Origin of the sequence: Paenibacillus sp. P32E, assembly GCF_001909085.1 — a bacterium.
Classification (GTDB): domain Bacteria; phylum Bacillota; class Bacilli; order Paenibacillales; family Paenibacillaceae; genus Paenibacillus_AQ; species Paenibacillus_AQ helianthi.
The window spans coordinates 91,423-115,006 of sequence record NZ_LVYY01000011.1; the positions used below are offsets into that span (position 1 = coordinate 91,423).

The following is a 23,584-nucleotide window of genomic DNA, read 5'->3' on the forward strand; positions in this document are numbered from 1 at the left end:
CTACATATGATAATTGAAGGTGTTTATCTAAAGAGGCTGCAGGTTGCAGCAGAGCGGGAGGCGGCGAAGATGCTGCTGGACAAATTACAGGATAAGGTGCATGAGGTTATCGGGGTATTTCCTTGGTACAAGGGGCTGATCGGCGGCGGACAAACCAATTATAGCCTTCAGAAGCTTCCGCTGCTGACGACGGAGATTCTTGAAACCTATTATTATACAGAGCCAGCTGACCCTTCTCTTGCCGTGTACAGGACATCGGGCACAAGCACTGGCGACCGGAAGGCGATTCTCTACTCTGAGGAAGATGACCAGCACTACATAGATATCAAAACAAAGCTGTTCGGTGAGCTTATCGCAGGGAGCGGGTGCACAAGAGCCTTGGCAGACATGGGTACCGGACATGCAGCGAACACTGCGCTAACCATATTCGAACGGCTGGGCCTGGAAAATAGCTCGATCCCCTTTGAACTGCCGATTCAGCAGCATATTGAACAGCTTGAGGCGTTCCAGCCGGACCTGCTGTATACGATGCCTTCTATCCTTGACCATATCGTATATGCTACGGACAATCCGCTTGCCTTCGGAATTCGCAAGATCATTCTGGTCGGGGAAATCGCCACACCTGAGTGGCAGTGCAACATGGCCCGCCTGTTCGGTCTGGAGCCGCGTGACATCATCGATACGTACGGCTCCATTGAAATCGGGACGATTGCTTATTACTCCCATGACCTTGGCCGGTATATTCTCGCTGACGGCATTTATGCGGAAGGGATCGGGACAGAGAGGTTAGACGGGGAATGGAGACCGCTGGCAAAGGACGAGAGTATCCTGGTGCTTACCTCAAGCGTCCGCAAGATGCTGCCTGCCATCCGTTTTGTTACCTATGACGTTGTAAGAGACTTCAGGCCTGTGATGGATGGCGGTGTAGAGAGGCAGAGCTTTGCGTCTATTGTCAAACGGGTGGGCCGGGAATTGAAGCACGGGGAAAAAATCAGCCTGTACGATATTGAACGGGTTGTATACCGTCATCTTGAGGATGCGATCATCCGCGTTAGCGTAGAGGACAATGCACTGACTGTGTATATTCAGAGCAAATCTGCGGAAAACTCGGTTATTCCTGCCATACGGGAGGAAATCGGGGAGTGCATTCCCGAAATCGGCAGAATGATTCGTAACCATCTGCTTGATGCGATTGAGGTCATCATCGTAGCTGCGGAGGAGCCGCTGGAACGCGGGCAGGTGAAGAACAAAAAACTGTATTACCAGAAAGACAAAGATAATAGCGGGCCTGATATATACCTGAATGGCGGAATTTTGTCGGCCATCGGAAACACGCCCTTAATCAAGCTGAATCACTTGTTCCAGAAAAGCGGATTTGAGGTTTACGCGAAAATGGAGCTGCTGAACCCGGGCGGAAGTGCGAAGGACCGTCCGGCTCTGCGGATGATCCGGGAAGCCTGGAAGGAAGGGATCATCGGGCCGGGAACTTCCGTCATTGAATCGAGCTCGGGAAATATGGCAATCAGCCTGGCGATGATTTGCAAGGTTTTGGGGATGCGTTTTATCAGCGTGGTCGACCCCAGAACAACAGACACGAATCTGCAAATTCTGAAGGCATTGGATGCAAAAATAGATCTGGTCCGGGGTCCTGACCCCGAAACAGGCGAGTTTTTGCCTGCCAGGCTGAACCGTGTGCAGCAGCTGCTGGTGGAAATACCGGGCAGTTACTGGCCGAATCAGTATGCAAATCCCCATAATTATCTGTCCCACTACCATACGACCATGAAGGAAATTGTGGCAGAGCTTGGGCGGGTGGATTATTTGTTCTGCAGTGTCAGTACCTGCGGCACGATTCGGGGCCTCGCGGAATATGCAAGGGATCACGGGCTTAGGACCCAAATCGTGGCTGTTGACGCAGAGGGGAGCGCTATTTTTGGCGGAAATAAGGGGCAGCGGCGCTTCCCGGGACTCGGTGCCGGTATCGTACCGCCCTTCTGCAGAACTGGTCTGATCGACCGTATCATCCATGTCTCGGACTCGGATATTGTCAAAGGCTGCCGGGCACTTGCCCGGAGCGAATCGGTTCTGGCTGGCGCATCCTCCGGGGGAATTATTGCAGCCGTTAAGAAGATGGAGCCGGAATTGACACCAGGATCGGTCTGTGCGGTCATTCTGCATGACAAGGGAGAACGTTACCTCGATACTGTATATTCAGACACCTGGATTCAGGGCCAATTCGGCCGGGAGCTTTCAGCTGAGGACAGAACCGACCTTGGAAGATAAGACAGGATATGAGGAGGAAGCAGGATGCTGTACTTAAACGACCGGGACCTTCGGGAAGTTGGCCTGGATTGGCCTGCCCTTGTGGAGTCCGTAGAGTCTGCAGTGCGCATTATGGATTCCGGTGATTACGCCCAGCCGGTAAAGCCTTATCTAAGGTATAACAATGCCCGGAACCGCATTATTGCCATGCCCGCATACGCCGGGGGAGAGGTGAATGCAGCAGGGATCAAGTGGATTTCCAGCTTCCCGGATAATATCCAGGCTGGTCTTCCCCGCGCGCATAGCATTATCGTAATCAATAATCCCGCTACGGGCGAACCTTCAGCGATCCTCAACTCGCCGATCCCCAGCATTGTAAGGACGGCCTCCATCAGCGGGCTGATGATTCGTTATTTTATGGAGGCACGCCCGCTGGACCGGATTCATCTCGGCATTATCGGCTGGGGGCCGATTGGACAGTATCATTTTCAAATGGCTGCAGCATTGTATGGGGACCGGATCGAATCTATCCGTATCTTTGACATAAGGGGAGCAGATTTGTCAGGAATCCTGCCTAGATACAGGGACAGGATTGAAGTAGCAAAGACTTGGGCGGACGTCTACCGGCATTCCAATATCTTCATCACATGTACCGTGTCAGAACACCGGTATATTGATATTCCCCCGGCCAAGGGCAGCCTTCTGCTGAATGTTTCGCTGCGTGATTACCATCCAGAGGCGCTGACTTCGGTAAAAGCCATCATCGTCGACGATTGGGATGAAGTGTGCCGCGAGAATACGGATATCGAGCGGCTCCATCTGGAGCAGGGGCTGACTCGTGAAGGCACACGAACGATTACCGATGTCGTCAGCCGCCGCTGCTTTGCGGATTTCTCCGCAGATGAGCCGGTTCTTTTCTGCCCGATGGGTATGGCCGTCTTCGACATCGCTATAGCGGTATATTACGTAAAGATTGCAAAGGAAAAAGGGATTGGGAGCGAGCTAGTGTAGGGGAGGGTCTGTCTTACTGAAGCTGTTTCGGTCCCCAAGCGGGTGTTGATATTGCTCATACTTCAGCAGAGGACGGACTGATTGTGGAAAAGCGGCAGCGGTCGCCTTGGTCTCCGGATTTTCACCGCTAAGGGGAATGGAAAAATCTGGAGAGCGCAGCGATTGGAACAACGGTCCGTTCGCGCAGCGTCCACCCAAGCGAAAACATACATCCTACTCCAAAACCAAGGGGCGTCCCAAGAAGCCATTCATGGCTTTTGGGACGCCCCCGTTTTTTTGCATGATGAGAGATGTATCTGAAATGCATTCATAAAGGTAAGTATCAAATCGCCCAGACCTTATTATAGCTAGAAGTTAAAGACTTTACTCCAGTCATAATCTCCTGAAGTCTCCACGTTTTTTGGCCAGCTAGCACACCACTGAGGCATAGAAGGATTTTCTACTCGGTCAAGACTTGGTGTGTAGGGCTTAATATCCAAAATGGGGGTTCCATGCTCGGCATCCATATAGGCTAACCCGATCACACCATTTTCTGCCTCAATGTACGTAATATTAGCACAAGTTAGTGCAATAGGGTTGGGACGTTCTGGAGAGCGTGTTGCAAATGTTCCCAACATCTCCGGTGAGTCTTTGTATGGGCTTTTTTCAATTAGTTTTGAGCGAGAGTCTGAATGGTCACATTGATCAAACCACCAGAGAATATTGATATAGCTGAATCCCTCAAGATTGGTAAGAGCCAGGATATATTCTTTATCCAGTTCTAAGCGAGTTCCCTTTTTATCTACGCAAACTTTTCCAATTGATTTAACTGTAAATAACTCCATAAGTAAAACTCCTATTTAGTTTATTACGGCGCCGTTAAATCAATTATATCTTTGTGTTTTTACACTACAAGCGTTATTTTTGATGATTCCCCCTGTGTATGTGAACGATGGAAAAATGGATAATAATGTAATTTGGTAGTGTGATCAGCTGTTGTGAAAATGCAAATTCAGCAGAATAAGAAAAATATTTTATTTTTTATTGTTAGATTTATTAAATAACCGGTGTTCATTCTGGCGGGATCTGTAAGATTTACTGAATGTGAAGGATCACTTTCCCGGTTATTTTTATCTCTGCCCATTATAGGATGTCCGGGTGTTGCAAATTTGCGACTGTTGCTGAAAGCGATAGCGGGAAAAGCGGGATTCATATTACCTGTCTATACTGCCTGGGGTAGATATGATTAGGGGGGGAATGCTCCTCAAAAGGTTGCTTTCAACAAGGGGAGTCGCAATTTATCTACAGAAAAAAGCAAGGATTTTAAGCGGTTTTAGGAGCCTTGACCCTATATATTTTCTGTAATACTATGACGGTGTGAAATGTTTCACAATCACTTTTGACCTTAGGCATACTACGGATTTATTGACTTTGTTATGAATGTGAAAATGTTCACGAAAGAGGGAGTGGGGAAATGACAAAAGTAATTTCAGCCGCAAAAGCTGCAGAACTGATTCAAGATGGAAGTACAGTCGCAGCAAGCGGTTTTGGATTATCCTGTTGGGCAGAAGAAATGGGTATTGCGATTGAAGAGCGGTTCTTACAAACCGGACATCCGAAGAACTTGACGGTGATGCACGCTAGTGCAGTAGGCAACCGCCGTGATAAGGGAATGACCCACCTGGGTCATGAGGGGTTAATTAAACGCTGGATCGGCGGGATTGCAATCGCTTCCCCTGGCATGGCGAAACTGATCGAAGAAGACAAATGTGAGGCATACAATTTGCCCCAAGGCGTAATCACTCAGTTGTACCGTGAAATCGCAGGTAAACGTCCGGGGGTCATTACAAAAGTGGGTATGGAGACGTTTGTGGATCCCCGGGTAGAGGGCGGTAAAATGTCTCCATCTACAAAGGAAGACATTGTAAAGGTCATTGAACTCGAAGGTGAAGAGTGGCTATTCTATAAATCTTTTCCGATTCAGGTTGGATTGATCCGCGGAACCGTGGCTGATGAAAAGGGGAACTTAACGCTTGAAAAGGAAGGTCTTCATATGGAGGTTCTTCCTATTGCCCAGGCTGTGCGGAACTCCGGAGGCATCGTCATCGCTCAAGTGGAGACGGTTGCCAAGAATGGCACACTGAATCCGAAAGATGTTAAGGTGCCAGGAATTTTAGTGGATTATATTGTGGTTTCTAAACCGGAAAATCACTTCCAGACTGAAAACACCTATTATAATCCGGCATTCTCCGGTCATGTAAAGGTACCTATTGAGAACATAGATACCATACCTTTAGATGAGCGTAAAATCATTTCCCGCCGGACAGCAGTTGAACTGGTACCGAACACGATCTTGAACCTTGGCGTTGGGATTCCGGTTAATGTTGCCACAATAGCAGCGGAAGAGGGAGTAAGCGAACAGCTTATTCTTACCACAGAGGCTGGATCCATAGGCGGTGTGCCTGCCAGTCTGAAGGACTTCGGACATGCCTTTAACTCCGAGGCCATTGTAGATCATGATGCGCAGTTTGATTTTTATGATGGCGGCGGGATTGATTTATCCGTGCTTGGCCTAGCTCAGACCGACGAATATGGCAATGTGAATGTGAGCAAGTTTGGCACTCGTGTAGCGGGTTGCGGTGGGTTTATCAACATTTCCCAGGCAGCCAAAAAACTTGTTTTTGCCGGTACATTTACCGCGGGTGGTCTTGAGATCAAGGTGGAGAATGGAAAACTGCAAATCGTTCAAGAAGGAAAAGCAAAGAAGTTTATTAAAAAGGTGCAGCAAATTACGTTTAGTGGTTCCTATGCCGCGAAAGTAAAACAACCGGTTGTATATGTGACTGAACGGGCAGTGTTCGAACTGCTGGACGGAAAAGTTACGTTAACTGAAATCGCACCAGGGATTGACCTTCAAAAGCATATTTTAGACCAAATGGAATTTGAACCGGTTATCTCACCAGACCTCAAAGAAATGGACTCTGCCATGTTCGAGGAACATTGGGGAAAACTGAAGTCTATTATTAACGGGAAAAACTAAAATGTACAATAGAGAGGGAAGATGATATGAACGTAGTGTTGAACCGGTGGAGGATCCTGATCGCGTCAGTGATCATTAATATCTGTGTGGGTGCAGTGTACGCCTTTAGTATCTTTGCATTGCCTTTAACCAAAGTATTCGATGTTACAATGCCGGATATTATGTTGGCATTTACCATTAACGCAGCAATCGCTCCTATTCCAATGATTTTGGGCGGGAAATTGGTGGACAAAGGGGGAGCCAAAAGAGCCATATTCATTGGCGGTGCCATGTTTGGGCTTGGATTTATCCTATCCGGTTTGGCAACCGCACCATGGATGCTGTATATCACCTATGGAGTAATTACCGGAGTGGGCCAGGGGATTGTGTATTCTGCTACCATTGGTAACACAGTTAAGCTATTCCCGGATAAAAGAGGGCTGGCTACAGGGATTGTAACAGCGGGATATGGCGGTGGAACCATCGTTATTGCTCCCATAGCTAATGCGTTAATTTCCAGCAATGGTGTCCAGTCTGCACTCATTACACTCGGTATTGCCTTTTTAGCTCTTATTTTAAGCCTGGGTCTGTTGGTTAAACCAACCCCGGTCGGTTATATCCCTCAGGGTTGGACACCTTCAACTGCTGGAGCTTCTAAGGGCGGGGTTAATATCCCATGGTACGAAATGATCAAGAAGCCGATATTTTATGTAATCGCCTGTCTATTCCTGATCGGTGCATTGTCAGGAATGATGGTAACCGCAAATGCTTCCGTAATCGGCCAGAAAATGTTTGGTCTTTCAGCCGCAGCTGCAGCCCTCTATGTAAGTTTATATGCTTTCAGTAACTGCATGGGCCGTATCTTCTGGGGGGCCGTGTCAGACAAAATCGGACGTGTAAAATGTCTGCTCATGATCTATCTGGTCATTGCCGGCATGATGTTGACCATAGCTTTGTCTAATTCAGTAGCCGGATTTGGGATTGCAATCGTAGGAATTGGCCTATGCTTTGGAGGAACGATGGGGATCTTCCCGTCTATTGTTGGTGAGAAATTTGGTATGAAATACTACGGTGTGAACTATGGTGTAACGTTTATCGGGTATTCAGGGGCTGCGTTCTTCGGACCGAGAATTGCCAATAAGGTTGCAGCAGCGAACGATGGAATGTTCACGAATGCTTTTTACATCGCTTTGGTGATCTCCTTGGTTGGTTTTGCCTTAACCTTTGTTTTCAAAGCAATGGAAAAACAACAGCCCAAACAGGAGTCAACAAAAGCAGCATAGTACGCTTCAATAGGTTCATATTTAAAAAAATGGAGGATTTCAAACATGTCTATTACCAAATTATTAGGGATTAAATATCCAATATTCCAAGGAGGTATGGCTCAAATTGCCGTCTCTCCTCTAGTGGGCGCTGTTTCGAATGCGGGAGGACTCGGCGTCATCGGCTCAGGCGGATTTACAGCGGAACGTCTTCGTGATGAGATCCGCAAGGCCAAAGCCAGTACGGACAAACCCTTTGCTGTTAACTTGATGTTAATGATGAACAATATCCCGGAACTGATTGAAGTCATTATTGAAGAAGGCGTGAAAATTGTTACCACAGGCGCAGGCACTCCTGCCCCATACATGCAAACCTTTAAAGAAAATGGAATTATCGTTATTCCAGTAGTGCCATCTGTAAAAATCGCTAAGAAGATGGAAGCCTTAGGGGTGGACGCAATTGTAGCTGAGGGGACTGAAGCTGGCGGACATGTAGGTGAAACAACGACGATGGCCCTGCTCCCTCAAGTGGTTAGTGCGGTTTCCATTCCGGTTGTCGGCGCCGGGGGGATTGCAGATGGCCGTGGAGTTGCAGCAGCCTTTGCTCTGGGAGCTCAGGGAGTTCAAGTGGGTACCCGTTTCTTGGCTACCGTTGAATGCCCTACTCACGAGAACTTCAAGCAAGCCGTAATTGCAGCGGATGATACCAGCACAACGGTTACTGGACGCAGTCTAGGCGGGCCTGTAAGAAGCATTAAAAATAGTATGATTGCGGAATTTCTTAAACTTGAAAACGAAAATGCTTCCCGTGAAGAGTTAGAGAAATTAAGCTTGGGATCTTTGCGAAAAGCCGTTTTTGAGGGCGATACTGAACATGGTTCAGTAATGGCCGGACAAATCTGCGGGATGTGTAATGAAATTACAACGGTTGAAGAAATGATTACCACGATGTTTGAAGAAGCTCAAGCCGTTCTGCAGAACCTGAGTAAAATATCTGTTATTGGCGCATAATTAATTTCTGTATAAAAGAAGCTGAGCGGTATCTGTACATGATGATACCCCTCGGCTTTTTTTCTAAGCGGTATCATATATGAAAGCGGTATTTTATAATGGAGTAAGCATTTAATATAACGATATGGGACTGATAACTTTGACTAAAAAAAACAAAAAGACAGCTAAACGTCCTGTAGACGAAATGAATCAGGAATTGCCCTCTACTTTATTTGTCACTGATGCCAATGGAAATATATTAATTTCAAATGAATTTACGGCATTGACCATTGGGGTTCCGCTGGAAGAGCTGCTCAAAGCCAATGTTCAGGATTTGGTGAAGGCAGGCTTTTATAATCCTTCCATTACGATGGAAGCCATTCAAACGAAACAAAAAGTGTCGCGGAATGTGAATACAGCCAGAGGGTTTCATGTATTTTCTACAGCTATTCCTATTTTGGACAAGGATGGGGAGGTACAGCTTGTTGTGACCTCTTCCAATGAATTTAAGCAGGAAAATATAAATTTAGAAGCAGACACGCTTACTGCCCCCCAAATCAGCAAGAAATTAGAAGAAGCAGCTGCGGGGAAAGCGACAGGAATTATTGCTGAGAGCTTAGCCATGAAGCAAATTATTAAAGTCTGCAATCAAATCGCCTCCTACGACAGTAAGGTGTTAATTTATGGTGAATCCGGAACGGGTAAAGAGGTCATAGCGAAATATATCCACCGGAAGAGTGAAAAGTGGAAAGGGCCCTTTATTGCCATTAACTGTGCGGCCATTCCTTCTGCTGTTTTTGAGTATGAATTATTTGGCTATGAAAAGGGAGCTTTTGCAGGCCAGGCAGAAGAGAAAAAGGGCATGATCGAAATCGCCAATGACGGGGTTCTTTTTCTGGATGAAATTGCTGAAATGCCATTGGATATGCAAGTCAAATTGTTGCGTGTTCTGGAGAACAATGAAGTGAGAAGAGTCGGCGGGATTAGTAATATTCCCATCAATTGCCGAATCATCTCAGCGACGAACCGGGATTTATGGGCATTGGTGAAAAAAGGCCTGTTTCGGGAAGATCTGTATTACCGGATTAATGTGATTCCGATTCATATTCCACCGCTTCGCAACCGGAAATTAGACCTTGTGGGATTAATCTCAAGTTTTATCGCTAACTTCAATCAAATGTACGGGAAAAAATTCAAGTTAAGTGCAGAAGAATTCCAGAACATGTTAGTACAGCCTTGGCAAGGAAATGCAAGAGAGTTAAGAAATTATGTGGAGAGACTTGTTGTAACGGAACCTATAGATTTCAACCCGCAGCCTGAGGAGAATGTGGCAGATTGGTTTTCAATCGACCACTTTATAGATAAAAATCAACATAACCTCTCGAATCTAAAAGACTTCACAGCAGTTGTAGAGGGTCGTTACATCAGACAAGTACTGAAAGCATGTAAGGGTAACGGCACCGAGGCGGCTAAAAAACTGGGTGTGGACCGTTCGGTTATCTACAGAAAGTTAAAGAAGATGGAGGAAGTGCTGGATTCAAATGGTGGATCATCGCCACAATAAAGTAAGATTTAATGTTATAAATGAACTGATGAGCTGTAGATCGGCTGATCATCCTCTTCTTCAAGTACCCGTATCTCAATCAGCTTCATAGCGGTAACAGCTGTGATTCCATGGCTGTCTCCCCTGGAGATTGTAAATATTCTGCCTGACTGTGCTTCAGTGGTCAAGCCGTTCAGAATGACGGCTCCGTCTCCGGACAAGATCATCCAGCTCTTGCTGGAATGATGGCAGAGCTGTTCTGGCAGGGTCTGGCCAGGCAGCAGGGATAATTTGAGCGTAAGAATAAGGCCGGCACGACTTGGGGTCCGGTCGAGGACAGTATAGCTTCCCCATTTGGTTTCGCCATATCTGGGTTCTGCTGAAGCGTCCTGGATGATTTCTTTTATCCCGTTTGCGTCCTCTTTTCGGGCAAGCAGGATCCCCTCCGGACCACTTACAGCAACTACGCCGGATAAACCGATTACATGCAGCGGAATGTCCAGTTCGTTAACAATGTGGGTATTCCGGCATTCCCCCCAGATTCCGCCTGCTCCAACAACCGGCTCAGCAAGCTGGGCGGTGAGCGATCCCCAGCTTCCCAGATCCAGCCATTCACCTTCATGCCGCAGTACGACGGCTTTGCTGCTGCGTTCAGCAATCTCCTTGTCAAAGCTGCGGACCGGGAATCCGGGATACCGTTCTGTAAATGCAGCCAGTTCCACGGGCAGACCCATCTGCTGCAAATGGGCGAGCATGAAACGTAACGGAAAAGCAAAAACACCACAGTTCCATAAGGCGTTTCTCCCGATCAGCTCTTCAGCCTTGGCGGTATCCGGTTTTTCTGCAAAAGAGATCACCGGAGAATACCGCTTGCCAGCGGCGTTTCCCGGGACAATATAGCCATACTGGTCTGTGGGGTGGGCGGGCCTTGTCCCAAGCAACACAAGGTCGGCCTTAGATTCAGCTAAAACATCCGAAAATTGATGAAATAACCGGAAGAATCCGTCATCCGCATACATATCCGCCGGAGCCACGCACAAGGTGTCTTCCGGTTTAGCTGTCCCTGAGGAATATAAATAGAGGGCCCCCAGTGCGGCAGCCGTGAATGTACCACGTTTAAAGGGCTCCCCAATCACCGGATATTCACCACGGGTATGCCGCTGCATCAGACCCAGCTGATCCTTATGCGTGACGAATAAGGACGATTGATCCAGTCCGGCTTGGTGGAGCTGGCGGCATACCCGCCCGATCATGGACTCCGTACCTCCAGCCGGAGCAGGAAGCAGCTCTAGGAACATCTTGGAACGGATGCTTCCGGACAGTGGCCATAGACGCTGTCCGGAACCGCCGCATAAAAAAATGGTATGCAAGGCTGTCTGCCTCCTTAGCGCTTGGCTGGAATGGAATAACCCTTTCGATGATGGAAGGAAAGCGAGCGGTAGGTGCGGGCCAGTTTTTGAAGCCGCGCGGTACCCAGGGCGGCTGCAGATGTTGACAGAGATTTATTATTGGCCTTCTTGAGCAGGACTGAGGTGCTATCCCTGCTGTAAACATAATTGGCATAGGTTTCAAATTCGGAGAAGCCGAACTGTTTCTTCCTGTCGATACTGCGTAGAATGGCGGCATGCCACGATACCCCGTGCCGGGCTTCGATTTTTCGTTTTAACCCCGCAAGCTTTGCCCTTTCAAACAGCATGTAATGGGTGACAAAGGATTTGGGAGAAGGTGCGGCAACGCCCAGCAGCTTCCGGTACGTGCGGAAATACTCCGGCTGGCTCCAGCTTCGGCAGTAAAAGATGCTTTTGCCCCCGGAACGGAAACGGTGGGGACCGATTAGCACCGTGTCGGCATCAATGACCAGGAAAAAGTTCTCCCGGCAGATCTGATCGCCGTTCATCTTCAGCAGCTGCTGATACAGCCAGCCGGAACGGTTCCAACGGGAGGAGGAATAGTGAATATCCTTTTTGGTAAAGGGAAGAACGGTAGTTTCATTAACAAAAATACAGCCTTTGCGTGCACACAGATTCCTGATTCTGCTGCTGTTCGGCGAGACAATGTAGATATGGCTGATGGGATGCCGTACATAACGGCGAAGACTATCGATGACATAGGGGAGGGTCGCCAGATCCTTTTCAATGGCCGGGATAAGGACATCAATCGCGGGACCACTGGTCGTTAAACCTGTAATTGCTGACATAGCTTCATCTCCGTGCACGTATTGACACTTAGGGCGTCTGAACTAATGTATGCTTCATACGTACTGCATGACCGGGCAAAGACCCCTGTAAAGTTTATCTTTCTGAATGGGATATTTGCTTCATTCAGCCGGAGCTGATCCTGCATACAATGCAGTGACTATGTAACTCAGCGAGGGCGAAACCCCTCTCAGACAGGAGAGTGAAAGAGTGAAGACAAAACCGGTGAACGCTGTACAAAGCAAATGGATTAAGACCAAATTGCTGCTCCGTAATGCTTCGATCAAACCTTTTATCCCCGATACCCGAAAATTCAACAAAGGAAATCTGGAGCAGATGATTCACAGCTACGGAATGATCTATGTGAAGCCGGAACGGGGCACCTATGGAATCGGGGTCATTCGGGCTGAGCGGGGCGGAAAGAAAGGATTCACGTACCAATATGAGGAGAAGGTCCGTCACTTTGACACCTTTGAAGCCTTTCACAAGAGTCTGGCGAAGAAGACAGGCGGGAGAAGCTATTTGATTCAAAAAGGTATTCATCTGCTTAAGCATAACCGGCGCCGTTTCGATATCCGGGTAATGGTTCAGCTAAGCCCGAAGGGGGTCTGGGAAGCCACGGGAATCATCGGAAGACTGGGACATCCGCAGAAAATTGTTACGAACTACCACAGCGGAGGCAAACCAATGGCTATAGAAACCCTGCTCTCCACTCATCTGACTTCGCACCGGCTGGGGCTGCTGACAGAGGAACTGAATAGACTGGGTACCCGGATGGCTGCTCATATGCAGAAAACCTATCCCCGTATCCGCCAAATCGGCGTGGATGTTGGTCTGGACCGGTCCCTGACGCCATGGATTATTGAAGTGAACATGAATCCGGACCCCTATATCTTCAATCAGCTTAAGGATAAATCCATGTACAGAAAAGTAATGAGGTACCGGCGGTTTGGCATGAAAAAATAAAGCTGTCACCCTGGATCGACCTGCCGCTTGAATTGGCTCTATAAGAATCCCAAGCCATAACCCCACCCCGTGGGGTTATTTGGGCATGTGTCTAACTTGAATTGCTGATAGCCATTATTATTGTCGAAAAAAAGCGAAAGAAGTTAAGAGTGTGATGTACTTCAGCGAAAAGAATGAACGAGCGATGTAGAGTGAAGAAGTTAAGCTATCAAAACTCCAATAGATTAGAACGATTATCTTGTGAATCTGGTGGGTACTACCGATAACTATTAGGTATACATACAGAGGCTCAATAACGGGATGGAGAATCAGTGGATTAATGGGGGGAGATATTGTGGAATTATTGGAAGAAATCATGTTCCTGCACAAGGGAGGGAAGCTTGAAACAACCTTAAAGAATCCGATCCGGACGAAAGAGGATTTGTCCAAGGTGTATACCCCAGGTGTAGCGAAGGTTTGTCAGGCGATTGCTGCGGATCAGGCTCAGGCTTATGAATTGACGACAAAGAAAAACACGGTAGCCGTGATATCCGATGGAACCGCAGTGCTCGGTCTGGGAGATATAGGCCCGAGAGCGGCCATGCCCGTTATGGAAGGCAAAGCGGCGCTGTTCAAGCAGTTCGCCAATGTGGATGCTGTACCGATCTGCCTTGATTCGAAAGATACGGAAGAAATTATTACGATTGTAAAAGCACTCGCCCCTACATTCGGAGGCATTAATCTGGAGGATATTTCCTCGCCCCGTTGTTTTGAAATCGAAAAGAGACTGCGGAATGAACTGGATATCCCGGTATTTCATGATGATCAGCACGGTACAGCCATCGTTGTGCTTGCCGGGCTGCTGAACGCTCTGAAGGTATGCGGCAAGCAGATCAAGGATGTCAAAATCGTGGTGAATGGCGTAGGCGCAGCCGGCATCTCTGTTTCCAAAATGCTGCTGCAAGCCGGGGCTGTGAACCTGATCGGTGTGGACCGGGAAGGTGCCATCAGCCGGACGGTTTCCTATAGCCGGACACATTGGAGCGAATTTGCCCAATTGACGAATCCCAACCTTGAGAGCGGCCAGCTGTCGGATGTAATCAAAGGTGCGGACGTCTTTGTCGGAGTTTCTGCACCGGATGTGCTGAAGCTGGAAGATGTGCTGAACATGGCTAAGGACCCCATCGTGTTCGCCATGGCGAATCCTATGCCGGAGATTGATCCCGCGATCGCTGCGCCGCATGTAAGAGTGATGGCAACGGGCCGTTCAGATTATCCGAATCAGATTAATAACGTGCTGTGCTTTCCCGGTATTTTTAGAGGGGCACTGGATTGTGAAGCTACAGACATTAATGACGAGATGAAGCTGGCGGCGGCTGAGGCGATTTCCTCGGTTATTGATCCTGCGGATCTTCATGAGGAATATATTATCCCGGATGCCTTTGACCCGCGGGTGGTGGAGAGAATCCGCGTGGCCGTTGCTGAAGCGGCATTCAAAAGCGGAGTATCCAAAAAAAACCTGCAAATCGGCGTCCATTCATGAAATAAGTAAATAAACAGCGCGGCCGTCCCAAGTGGACGGCCGCGCTGTTTATTTACAATGTTAACTGAAATTTATTTCACGCTTTCTGCAAGCGCCGTGAAGATTACACCGAGTGCGTAGGCTCCGGCATCCGGGTAGCCAATGCTGCGTTCGCCGACGGTGCCGGCTCTGCCCATCCGGGCCACGATGGCCTCTGTGCTTTTGGCGCCTTGAACGGCGGCTTCGGCGGCCTTGGTGAAAGCGTCATGCAGTGTGTCGCCCTGCCCGGCGCTGCTCTGCCACGATTCAGCGCAGGGAACCAGAGCATCAATCAGGGTTTTGTCGCCGACTACGGCTCCCCGGCCGAAGGAGCGCTTGCCGGTATCCTGAATGCCCTTGACAGAGGCGGCAAGCAGTTCAGCCACTTCATGAATGGACAGGGAGGTCTTGCTGTCAGCAGTTTTCCCTGCCGCACGGAACGCAGAGCCCCAGATCGGACCGGAAGCGCCTCCGCAGTGCTCCATAATAATCAAGGAACAGGCCTTGAGGAAGCTGCCGATGTCCTTGGAGTGATTCTCCAGGAGATCAGGCCATTCCTTTTTCAGCTGCTTGAAGCCCTTGGCTACACTCATACCGAAATCGCCGTCTCCTGCATGGGCATCCAACTCGCAGAACGGTACTTCGTTCTCGATGATAATTTGGCTCATCTGGTCGATGAGATAGATGATGTTATACAGCGACAGGCTTTCGTTCTGGATGACTGCGTGCGCAGGATCTGTTTCATTGGTATAGCTTACTTCTCTGGACTCAGACTGCTGTTCCAGCGGATCGGTATACAAAACAGGTTCTGAGGGGCCGGTGATTCTCAAGGCAGGTGTATCGCAGGGGGCGGCCAGCCATTGGTTCAGCTCATCGTCAAGATGCATCAGGGTCACTGAAGCACCGGCCATATCGATACTGGTCATATAGCTGCCAACGAGCGTCCGCCGAACCGTAATGCCGCGTTCGGACAGCTCCCGCATGACAGCATTGTTCAGAACATACAATTCCTGCAGCGGCGTGGCTCCGAAGCCATTGATAAGAACAGCTACTTCCTGACCGGTCTTACCCTCAAGCTGCAGATTTGCCAGTAGGGAGGAAATCATGCGTCCGGCAAGCTCATCGGCACTGACCACCTTTTCCTTACGGATACCCGGCTCACCGTGGATGCCGACACCATATTCCATTTCATCCTCCGCCAGCTGGAAGGTAGGTGTTCCCTTGGCTGGAACGGTGCAGGAGGTAAAAGCGAAGCCAATGCTGCGAATCTTATCCGCTGCATGCTGGGCTGCCCGCTTCACTTCCTCCAGGGACAGGCCGGCCTCCGCCGCGGCACCAGCGACTTTGTGCACAAAAATGGTTCCGGCCACACCTCTTCTGCCGACGGTATACAGACTATCCTCCACCGCGATGTCATCTTCCACCTTCACATAGTCGACCTGAATGCCGTCTTCAATGGCCAGCTGCGCCGCATTTTGGAAGTTCATCATATCGCCGCTGTAATTTTTGATGATCAGGAGAGTACCCTTGCTGCCTGCGGTACTGCGGATAGCTTGATACACCTGGATCTGGGAGGGGGAGGCAAATACATCTCCACAGACTGCAGCGTCCAGCATCCCTTGACCCACAAAGCCCGCATGGGCAGGCTCATGTCCACTGCCTCCGCCGCTGATCAGGGTAACCTTCTGTTCGTTGAGCGCTTTTTTGGAAATGACCTTGTGTTTGCTGTCAAAAGCCAGCTCTGGATGGGCCATCACCAGCCCATTACCCATTTCGCGGACTAAGGTTTCCGGCTGATTGATTATCTTTTTCATGCGCGTCTACACCCTGCCTTTCTTGAAGGCCTGACCCAGCTGATCGGCAACCGTAATCGCCGCAGCTACCGCTTCCGGTGTGACCGGGAATGGCATGGAATGGATCGATTCTTCCGGGATACAGGCTTTGCGTGCGACGTCCAGCAGTTCTTCTTTTGTAATGGATTGAACGCCGATGTCTGCAAGGCACACAGGAAGACCTACCGAAACGCAGAAAGCGAGTACTTCCTGGATTTCGCGGCTGTCGGCATTCTCCAGCACCAGCTGGGCCAGGGTACTGAAGGCTACTTTCTCGCCATGGTAATAATGATGGCTGCCTTCCAGCACCGTCAGACCATTGTGGATGGCATGCGCTGCTGCAAGTCCACTGCTCTCAAAGCCGAGACCGGACAACAGGATGTTGGTCTCAATAATATTTTCCAGTGCAGGCGTAACCACATTCTGATCACAAGCGAGCTTGGCCTGAACGCCGTCCTCCAGCAGAGTTTCATAGCATACCCGGGCCAGGGCAAGAGCGGCTTTGGTTCCTTTGCCCTTTGTACTCACGCCTTCGCGCACACCGCAGGGGAGCCCGGCATTTACATTGGAGAAGGACCGCGAAGTAGCTCTGGCTTCAAAATAAGTGGATAAAGCATCTCCCATTCCGGATACCAGGAACCTCGTAGGGGCTTCCGCGATGATGGTTGTATCGATCATAACTACGGATGGGCTTTGTTTGAAATATGCATATTCGTCAAATGCGCCTTCCGGTGTGTATAGGACAGCAGAATGGCTGGTTGGAGCGTCAGTTGCAGCAATGGTGGGAACGATGATTAAGGCATCGCCTTCGGCTACGCATTTGGCCGTATCAATTGCTTTGCCTCCGCCAAGGCCAATCGTACAGGCACAAGCATGTTCACGGGCCAGTGCCTGCAGCCTGGCAACTTCCTGGCGGGAGCATTCTCCGTGGAAATTGCCCGTAATCAAAGTGATCCCGAACTTACTGCTAGTGGCATCCAGCTTGGCTTTGACCCGCTGCACATCGTCCGGGTGGGCAATCAGCAGGGCCGAGTCTCCGAAGGTTTTCACAAAATACCCCAGGTTAAGTAGCTCGTCTTCCCCCTGGATATATTTGGTTGGGCTGATGAACACTTTTCTCATGACTTGTTCCTCCTAAAGTTTTGTGAGCATCGCTTCCTTGACCAGATTTCGTACAAAACAGGCCTCGGAAGCCTATGCTTAGTTTTGTGAGCAACGCTTCCTTGAATAGGCTTTGTACAAAGCTGGCTTAGGAAGCGTACGCTTTCGTATATCTACATTATAGACAGGGGCTGTGACAGATGCATGGAAGGAAACTAGCGAGTTTAAGCGTTTTCAGATCGTAAATTCTTGTTATTTTCCATGAAAATATAATTATCTTGTCCTAAGGCGGCAGGATTCGATATAATTCAAGAATAGAACAGGTGTTATTCTGCCAGAGATGGGGACCGGATGATGATGCAGTCGAAATATGATCTAAAGTCGATTATTGATCTCGAGAAATGGAATGCGCTTCAGGATTCCCTGTCCCTTGTCACACAAATGGCTATAATCACAGTGGATTATAAAGGGGTTCCGGTCTCCCGGCACAGCCGCTGCCAATCCTTCTGTCAGGCGGTGCGACAGGATGCGGAGCTATCCTCTTACTGCCAGAAATGTGATGCGCGCGGGGGACTGGAGGCTGTCCGGCTGAACGAGCCTTATGTGTATTTATGCCACTTCAACATTCTGGATATAGCGATTCCCATAACGGTTGACAATCAGTATGTTGGAGCTGTGATGGCGGGGCAGGTTAGGCTGGCCGGGAACGATGACTCGCAGCTTGAGCAAATTGTATCCCGTCCGGATACGCCGGGGAGCACTGGCACATTCGCAGCCTTAAGAGAGGAATATGCTCAGCTGCCCGTGATGCCATATTCACAAGTGGAGTCTATTGCCGGGATGCTGTCCCATCTGTGCAATTATATTGTTGAAGAAGCGAGCCGGAAGAATGAAATTATGGATTTGTACCAGCAGACCCAAGCTGCACCATCAGCTCATATTATGTCCAATAAGGCACTGGCAGATTCGAGGTATATAGCTGTTCAAGCGGGGGATAAGAAGCAGAGCGGTGCAGGTGTACTTACCGGAAGCGGAGTTCCATCATTAATGACTCCAGCCGTTCCCATGGCAAGCTGTTCCAATCCAGTCCTGCAACCGGCCTTCGATTATATCTACAGCCACAAGCACGAGAATTTCACGCTGGAGAAGATGGCGCAGCTCTGCCATATCAGTCCGAGTTATTTTAGCCGGTTATTCGTTAGAGAGAGCGGAGAGAACTTCTCAGTCTACATCTCCCGGCTCAAAATGAATTGGGCCAAGCAGCTTCTGGAAACGACGGAGCTGTCAATCAATCAGATCAGTGATCAGCTCAGCTTTTGCGATGCCGGATATTTTATCAAAATCTTCAAAAAACACGAGCAGCTGACACCGGCAGCCTACCGCTCATTGGTCAGGGGAGAGTAGGGACTTTTAACAAAACTACTACCAGCCGGGCCATATATTCTTCCATTTTCCGCTCCAGATCGTAGCCGCCTTCGTGCAGACACCAATTGTAGATGACGCCGCGTGCAGCGATGAATAGATACTCCGTCATTTCCTCAGCAGACATACTGTCTATGAGCTGTCTATTTGCTTGCCCTTTCTCCAGCAGCGCCTGCAGAACATTCTGCATGTAGCGTCCCTTGGCGATGAACAACTTATTGTTGCAGGTGTACAGCTGCTTTATCGTTGCGATGCCCACATTTAGATTGTATTCCGCATAGATTTTGAAATAGTCCACAATATCATTCTGTATCGAAGCCGAAGGCTCAAGTCCTCTGAATTTCTGGTCAAAAAATCCGTCAGCCTGCTCGTACATTTCCACGAGAATGTCACTTTTGGTGGAGAAGTAGTTGTAGAAGGAACCTACGGAAACACCGGCACCACGGCAAATCTCAGCGATCGTAATGTCCTCCAGGGAGTGCTGCTTCATCAGCTTAACGGCACTTTCGAACAAGTTGCTTTTGGTCTGGATACTCTGCAGCTGCCTGGAGGTTAAAGGTTTATTCTTAAGCATTTGGTACACTCCGTCCTGGATAATCTATTTTAAATGTAGGGGTTTGACTTTCTTTTGTCAATTCAAATTAGTGAAAATAATCACATTATTTAGTGTGTTATGGATCTATAATGAATATATTCAGTGAATGTATTCACCGAAAATAACCTGATATGATTTCTGGGAGGACTTACAGTGAAGGACAGCCACAGACTTTTATTTGAACCGTTCAAAATCGGCAAGCTGGAGTTGAAAAACAGATTCGTGATGGCCCCGATGGGACCCGGCGGACTCTGCAATGCGGATGGAACATTCAATGAGCGCGGCGTGGAATATTATGTGGAACGTGCCAAAGGCGGCACCGGCCTGCTGATGACAGGCGTTACGATGGTCGAGAATGAGATTGAGAAATGCGCATTGCCGTCCATGCCTTGTCCAACGCTCAACCCGTACCATTTCATCAAAACCGGCAAGATGATGACCGAACGGATTCATGCCTATGGGGCAAAAATCTTTCTGCAGCTGTCCGCAGGCTTCGGGCGTGTAAGCATTCCTTCGATTGTAGGCAAGACTGCTGTAGCACCTTCGCCGATTCCTCACCGTTGGCTGCCGGATGTGACCTGCCGTGAGCTCACGATTGAGGAAATCCATACCTATGTAAGAAAATTTGCCGAATCTGCTGCGATTGCCAAAAAAGCCGGGTTCGACGGAATAGAGATTCACGCGGTGCATGAAGGCTACCTGCTCGACCAATTTGCCATTTCCTTCTTCAACCAGCGGACCGATGAATATGGTGGAAGCCTGCGCAACCGTCTGCGGTTCGCCACCCAAGTTGTCCAGGCGATCAAAGCGGAATGCGGTCAGGATTATCCGGTCTCGCTGCGCTACAGCATCAAGAGCTTCATTAAGGACTGGCGGCAGGGCGGGCTTCCCGGTGAGGAATTCACGGAACAGGGCCGGGATATTGAAGAAGGGATTGAAGCGGCACTGATCCTGGAAGAAGCCGGATACGATGCATTTAACGGGGATGTGGGCTCCTATGATTCCTGGTATTGGGCGCATCCGCCTATGTATCAGGAGAAGGGACTCTATCTGCCATACAATAAAATTCTAAAAAGCATTCTTAAGGTTCCTGTGATCACCGCCGGAAGACTGGATGATCCGGACCGGGCCAGCGATGCCATTCGTGACGGAGCAACCGATATGATCGCGCTGGGCCGTCCGCTGCTGGCGGATGCCGATATTCCAAACAAGATCTGGGCGGGTCAAATCGAGCGGATTCGTCCGTGTCTGTCCTGCCAGGAGGGCTGCATGGGCCGGCTCGCTTCCTATGCTGCTATCTCCTGTGCCGTCAATCCGGCCTGCGGACGCGAGAAGGATTATGCCATCGGTAAGGCTGAGCAGCCGAAGCGTGTGCTCATCATCGGTGGGGGTCCGGCGGGCTGCGAAGCAGCGCGTGTGGCTGCTATTCGCGGGCATCAGGTCACTTTGCATGAGAAGAGTAATCGTCTGGGAGGTAATCTGATCCCCGGCGGAGTACCCGGGTTCAAGGAAGATGACCATTTGCTGGCCGACTGGTATGGAGTTGAACTGAAAGCGCTGGGTATTGACCTTCGTCTGAACAGTGAGGTTACTTCGGACATCATCGCAGCCAGCGGAGCGGATGCTGTGATCTTTGCCACAGGCTCAACGCCCAAAAGCTTCACCATCGGAGATTCCTCCAACGTGTATACTGCGGAAGAGGTTCTGCTGGGTCAAAAGGATGCGGGAGATTCCACGATCATCATCGGTGGTGGACTGGTTGGCTGCGAAACGGCATTATGGCTCGAAGAGCAAGGAAAGAAAGTCACTCTCGTAGAAATGCAGGATGACATTCTGACCATTGGCGGCCCGCTATGCCATGCCAATGAAGATATGCTTCGCGATCTGGTGGCTTTTAAAGACATCGAATTGCTTACAGATACCGTGGTAGCCGGCGCGGATGCCGGGGGCTTTGTACTGAGAAATAAAGCAGGCGAGGAAAGAGTAGTTGCTGCGGATTCAGCGATTCTGGCCGTAGGTTATGCCCCACAGAAGAAATTGTATGACGAGCTGAGTCAAGAGCTTCCGGAAACGTATCTGCTGGGAGATGCCAAGCAGGTGCAGAATATTATGTATGCGGTCTGGGATGCTTATGAAGTGGTCAAAAATATTTAATTGCCGAATTTAATGTGATAGTAAGCTGAAGGACTCCCCCGCTGAGGAAGACGGGAAGTTCTTCGGCTTATTTTTTAGTTGAAAACATATAGATATCTATGTATAATAGGGCCATGCCTAACTATAATGCACTGTCACTTATCAGCAAGATCCGCTCCGAGGCCCACAAGCTGATCGCCTCAGAGCTTGAGAAGCGCGGCATCGAAGATATCGTCCCCTCCCACGGAGATGTTCTGGTGCATCTGTACCAGCAGGACGGCCTCTCCATTAAGGAGCTTGCGCTTAAGGTTCATCTCACACAGCCCACAGTAACAGTTCTGGTGAACAAGCTGGAGCGGCTGGAATATGTCTGCAGAGTCAAGAGCGGGGAGGATAGCCGAATAACTTTTGTTAAACTTACAGATAAAGGTATTTCACTGCAGCAAGCATTCCGGGAAATATCCGATACGCTGAATGAGGCCCTGTATGGAGGTCTGAATCCTGCCCAGCAGGAGGATCTCGAATGTCTTTTGGAGCATATCTATAGACGATTCTAAATTTTTTTGTATAAGTATATAGATATCTATGCAAAATAAGGATAGACCAGTTCAACCCAACCATAAACCGGAGGTAATCAAAATGAAACATCTAGTTGTCTATGCCCATCCTAGTGCTGAGAGCTTTAACCATGCAATTCTGGAAACCACTGTCCAGGCACTGAAGAAAAAGGGACATGAAGTTGTTGTGCGCGATTTGTACGATCTTGACTTTCAGCCCGTGCTGAAGCCTGAGGATACTGCAGCGATACGCAGCGGGAACACTCCTGTTGACATTCTTACCGAACAGAAGTTTATTGCTGAGGCGGATGTCGTGACCTTTATCTACCCGATCTGGTGGACCGGGCTGCCTGCCATGCTCAAAGGTTACGTGGACCGGGTATTTTCCTACGGATTCGCATATGCTTATGGGGCAACTGGTATAGATAAGCTGCTGACAGGCAAGAAAGGGCTCATTATCAATACACACGGCACGCCAAAAGAAATCTATGACTCAATCGGAATGACAGCGGGACTCAAAATCACATCCGATACCGGGATTTTCGAGTTTACAGGCATCGAAATGGTAGAGCACCTGCTGTTTGGAAGCATTCCTTCAGTCGGCCAGGCTGCTCTGGATGAAATTCTGGTTCAGGTTGAGGAAACGGTAACTACTCTGTTCTAATCTCTGAGTAACTCTATAATAGATCATAATTATCCGGGGAAAGGGGATATTATAGGCGTGGATAGACAGTGATTCCTGATCTCAAAGCTGGTAGCTGACCCGCTGTTCCTTTACAATCATCCTTGTAACCTATATAATCAGTGTAATTGTATACAGATGTACCCGGAGGAGCCTGCCAACAGCGGGCTCTTTTTGCGTTTTTTTATGGAAATTTAAGCCAGGAGGAAGAGGGATGACCCTTAGACCGAGCAGCGAAAGCATTATGGTATGTGTCCACTATGGCCCGCACGGACAGCGGCTGATTCAAAGAGGAAGCCAGTTATCTAAGTTGCTCAGCGCTCCTTTATGTGTGCTCACCGTAGATTCGTCTAAGGATAATGAGTACAACCATGAGAAGGAGCAATATCTCTCCGGGTGGGAGACGGGTGAAGCGCAGTATTTGCGGATTGTGCAAGGTGTCTGGGTAAAGCCGGGCAAATAGATTACTTAAGTGAAGAGGGGGAGTGCTTAGCT

At 49.1% G+C, this 23,584-nt stretch carries 19 protein-coding genes; 13 read left to right on the plus strand and 6 right to left on the minus strand.

Translation table 11 applies throughout. The annotated features are described in order from the left end of the window. Positions 1-6: 6 nt before the first annotated feature. Complete coding sequence (gene sbnA / locus A3848_RS33295) at positions 7-2,283, plus strand: 2,3-diaminopropionate biosynthesis protein SbnA (protein WP_305953427.1); 2,277 nt, start codon at positions 7-9, stop codon at positions 2,281-2,283. 24 nt (positions 2,284-2,307) lie between these two features. After that, complete coding sequence (locus tag A3848_RS11900) at positions 2,308-3,273, plus strand: 2,3-diaminopropionate biosynthesis protein SbnB (RefSeq protein ID WP_074085151.1); 966 nt, start codon at positions 2,308-2,310, stop codon at positions 3,271-3,273. 347 nt (positions 3,274-3,620) lie between these two features. On the opposite strand, the gene A3848_RS11910 is transcribed toward A3848_RS11900, so the two are convergent. Beyond that, positions 3,621-4,097 (minus strand): SAM-dependent methyltransferase, encoded by a 477-nt coding sequence (locus A3848_RS11910; RefSeq protein ID WP_074085153.1) that lies wholly within the window; start codon positions 4,095-4,097, stop codon positions 3,621-3,623. Between the two features lie 629 nt (positions 4,098-4,726). Here A3848_RS11910 and A3848_RS11915 point away from each other — a divergent pair. From A3848_RS11915 to A3848_RS11930, 4 genes are all read left to right on the plus strand, one after another. Further along, on the plus strand, positions 4,727-6,292 hold the full coding sequence (locus A3848_RS11915) for an acyl CoA:acetate/3-ketoacid CoA transferase (RefSeq protein WP_074085154.1): 1,566 nt from the start codon (positions 4,727-4,729) through the stop codon (positions 6,290-6,292). A 26-nt stretch (positions 6,293-6,318) separates the two neighbouring features. Further along, the gene (locus A3848_RS11920) at positions 6,319-7,554 is read left to right on the plus strand and encodes an L-lactate MFS transporter (protein WP_074085155.1); all 1,236 of its coding nucleotides are present in this window, start codon (positions 6,319-6,321) and stop codon (positions 7,552-7,554) included. A 45-nt stretch (positions 7,555-7,599) separates the two neighbouring features. Then, entirely contained in the window at positions 7,600-8,544 is a 945-nt protein-coding gene (locus tag A3848_RS11925; RefSeq protein WP_074085156.1) for a DUF561 domain-containing protein, read from the plus strand. Between the two features lie 184 nt (positions 8,545-8,728). After that, entirely contained in the window at positions 8,729-10,087 is a 1,359-nt protein-coding gene (locus A3848_RS11930) for a sigma-54 interaction domain-containing protein (protein WP_244169706.1), read from the plus strand. Between the two features lie 14 nt (positions 10,088-10,101). On the opposite strand, the gene A3848_RS11935 is transcribed toward A3848_RS11930, so the two are convergent. Together A3848_RS11935 and A3848_RS11940 are read right to left on the minus strand one after the other, a co-directional pair. Next, positions 10,102-11,436 (minus strand): sugar phosphate nucleotidyltransferase, encoded by a 1,335-nt coding sequence (locus tag A3848_RS11935; protein ID WP_074085158.1) that lies wholly within the window; start codon positions 11,434-11,436, stop codon positions 10,102-10,104. Positions 11,437-11,450: 14 nt separating this feature from the next. Further along, positions 11,451-12,263: a DUF6492 family protein gene (locus A3848_RS11940; protein WP_074085159.1), complete on the minus strand. Its 813-nt coding sequence runs from the start codon at positions 12,261-12,263 to the stop codon at positions 11,451-11,453. 208 nt (positions 12,264-12,471) lie between these two features. On the opposite strand from A3848_RS11940, the gene A3848_RS11945 reads away from it, so the two are divergent. Further along, positions 12,472-13,227, plus strand: a complete 756-nt coding sequence (locus tag A3848_RS11945; RefSeq protein ID WP_074085160.1) for a YheC/YheD family protein — start codon at positions 12,472-12,474, stop codon at positions 13,225-13,227. A 319-nt stretch (positions 13,228-13,546) separates the two neighbouring features. Beyond that, positions 13,547-14,749, plus strand: a complete 1,203-nt coding sequence (locus tag A3848_RS11950; protein ID WP_244169700.1) for an NAD(P)-dependent malic enzyme — start codon at positions 13,547-13,549, stop codon at positions 14,747-14,749. 71 nt (positions 14,750-14,820) lie between these two features. Here A3848_RS11950 and dhaK read toward each other — a convergent pair whose 3' ends face one another. Both dhaK and A3848_RS11960 read right to left on the minus strand, forming a co-directional pair. Further along, positions 14,821-16,581 (minus strand): dihydroxyacetone kinase subunit DhaK, encoded by a 1,761-nt coding sequence (gene dhaK, locus A3848_RS11955; RefSeq protein WP_074085161.1) that lies wholly within the window; start codon positions 16,579-16,581, stop codon positions 14,821-14,823. A 6-nt stretch (positions 16,582-16,587) separates the two neighbouring features. Beyond that, a complete protein-coding gene (locus A3848_RS11960; RefSeq protein ID WP_074085162.1) occupies positions 16,588-17,721 on the minus strand; it encodes a glycerol dehydrogenase in 1,134 nt (377 codons plus the stop codon). A gap of 336 nt (positions 17,722-18,057) precedes the next feature. On the opposite strand from A3848_RS11960, the gene A3848_RS11965 reads away from it, so the two are divergent. Beyond that, positions 18,058-19,104 (plus strand): PocR ligand-binding domain-containing protein, encoded by a 1,047-nt coding sequence (locus tag A3848_RS11965; protein ID WP_074085240.1) that lies wholly within the window; start codon positions 18,058-18,060, stop codon positions 19,102-19,104. Here the strand turns inward: A3848_RS11965 and A3848_RS11970 are convergent. Beyond that, positions 19,091-19,696 (minus strand): TetR/AcrR family transcriptional regulator, encoded by a 606-nt coding sequence (locus A3848_RS11970; RefSeq protein ID WP_074085163.1) that lies wholly within the window; start codon positions 19,694-19,696, stop codon positions 19,091-19,093. The genes A3848_RS11965 and A3848_RS11970 overlap by 14 nt on opposite strands. Before the next feature lie 174 nt (positions 19,697-19,870). Here A3848_RS11970 and A3848_RS11975 point away from each other — a divergent pair, with 174 nt between their 5' ends. The 4 genes from A3848_RS11975 (at position 19,871) to A3848_RS11990 (ending at position 23,552) form a co-directional block, all read left to right on the plus strand. Next, entirely contained in the window at positions 19,871-21,871 is a 2,001-nt protein-coding gene (locus A3848_RS11975) for an oxidoreductase (RefSeq protein ID WP_074085164.1), read from the plus strand. A gap of 113 nt (positions 21,872-21,984) precedes the next feature. Continuing rightward, positions 21,985-22,407 (plus strand): MarR family winged helix-turn-helix transcriptional regulator, encoded by a 423-nt coding sequence (locus tag A3848_RS11980; protein WP_074085165.1) that lies wholly within the window; start codon positions 21,985-21,987, stop codon positions 22,405-22,407. Between the two features lie 82 nt (positions 22,408-22,489). After that, a complete protein-coding gene (locus tag A3848_RS11985) occupies positions 22,490-23,071 on the plus strand; it encodes an NAD(P)H-dependent oxidoreductase (protein ID WP_074085166.1) in 582 nt (193 codons plus the stop codon). A 232-nt stretch (positions 23,072-23,303) separates the two neighbouring features. Next, positions 23,304-23,552 carry an adenine nucleotide alpha hydrolase family protein gene (locus A3848_RS11990; protein WP_074085167.1) on the plus strand — a complete coding sequence of 83 codons (249 nt, stop codon included), beginning with the start codon at positions 23,304-23,306 and terminating at the stop codon, positions 23,550-23,552. The last annotated feature ends 32 nt before the right edge of the window (positions 23,553-23,584 follow it).

Bases quoted from the DNA above. Each gene is read 5' to 3' on its own strand.
- A3848_RS11900 (WP_074085151.1), top strand. From the start codon at position 2,308: ATGCTGTACTTAAACGACCGGGACCTTCGGGAAGTTGGCCTGGATTGG.
- A3848_RS11965 (WP_074085240.1), top strand. From the start codon at position 18,058: ATGCAGTCGAAATATGATCTAAAGTCGATTATTGATCTCGAGAAATGG.
- A3848_RS11920 (WP_074085155.1), top strand. From the start codon at position 6,319: ATGAACGTAGTGTTGAACCGGTGGAGGATCCTGATCGCGTCAGTGATC.
- sbnA (WP_305953427.1), top strand. From the start codon at position 7: ATGATAATTGAAGGTGTTTATCTAAAGAGGCTGCAGGTTGCAGCAGAG.
- A3848_RS11940 (WP_074085159.1), bottom strand. From the start codon at position 12,263: ATGTCAGCAATTACAGGTTTAACGACCAGTGGTCCCGCGATTGATGTC.
- A3848_RS11925 (WP_074085156.1), top strand. From the start codon at position 7,600: ATGTCTATTACCAAATTATTAGGGATTAAATATCCAATATTCCAAGGA.
- A3848_RS11990 (WP_074085167.1), top strand. From the start codon at position 23,304: ATGACCCTTAGACCGAGCAGCGAAAGCATTATGGTATGTGTCCACTAT.
- A3848_RS11970 (WP_074085163.1), bottom strand. From the start codon at position 19,696: ATGCTTAAGAATAAACCTTTAACCTCCAGGCAGCTGCAGAGTATCCAG.
- A3848_RS11960 (WP_074085162.1), bottom strand. From the start codon at position 17,721: ATGAGAAAAGTGTTCATCAGCCCAACCAAATATATCCAGGGGGAAGAC.
- A3848_RS11950 (WP_244169700.1), top strand. From the start codon at position 13,547: ATGGGGGGAGATATTGTGGAATTATTGGAAGAAATCATGTTCCTGCAC.
- A3848_RS11915 (WP_074085154.1), top strand. From the start codon at position 4,727: ATGACAAAAGTAATTTCAGCCGCAAAAGCTGCAGAACTGATTCAAGAT.
- A3848_RS11930 (WP_244169706.1), top strand. From the start codon at position 8,729: ATGAATCAGGAATTGCCCTCTACTTTATTTGTCACTGATGCCAATGGA.
- A3848_RS11910 (WP_074085153.1), bottom strand. From the start codon at position 4,097: ATGGAGTTATTTACAGTTAAATCAATTGGAAAAGTTTGCGTAGATAAA.
- dhaK (WP_074085161.1), bottom strand. From the start codon at position 16,581: ATGAAAAAGATAATCAATCAGCCGGAAACCTTAGTCCGCGAAATGGGT.
- A3848_RS11980 (WP_074085165.1), top strand. From the start codon at position 21,985: ATGCCTAACTATAATGCACTGTCACTTATCAGCAAGATCCGCTCCGAG.
- A3848_RS11985 (WP_074085166.1), top strand. From the start codon at position 22,490: ATGAAACATCTAGTTGTCTATGCCCATCCTAGTGCTGAGAGCTTTAAC.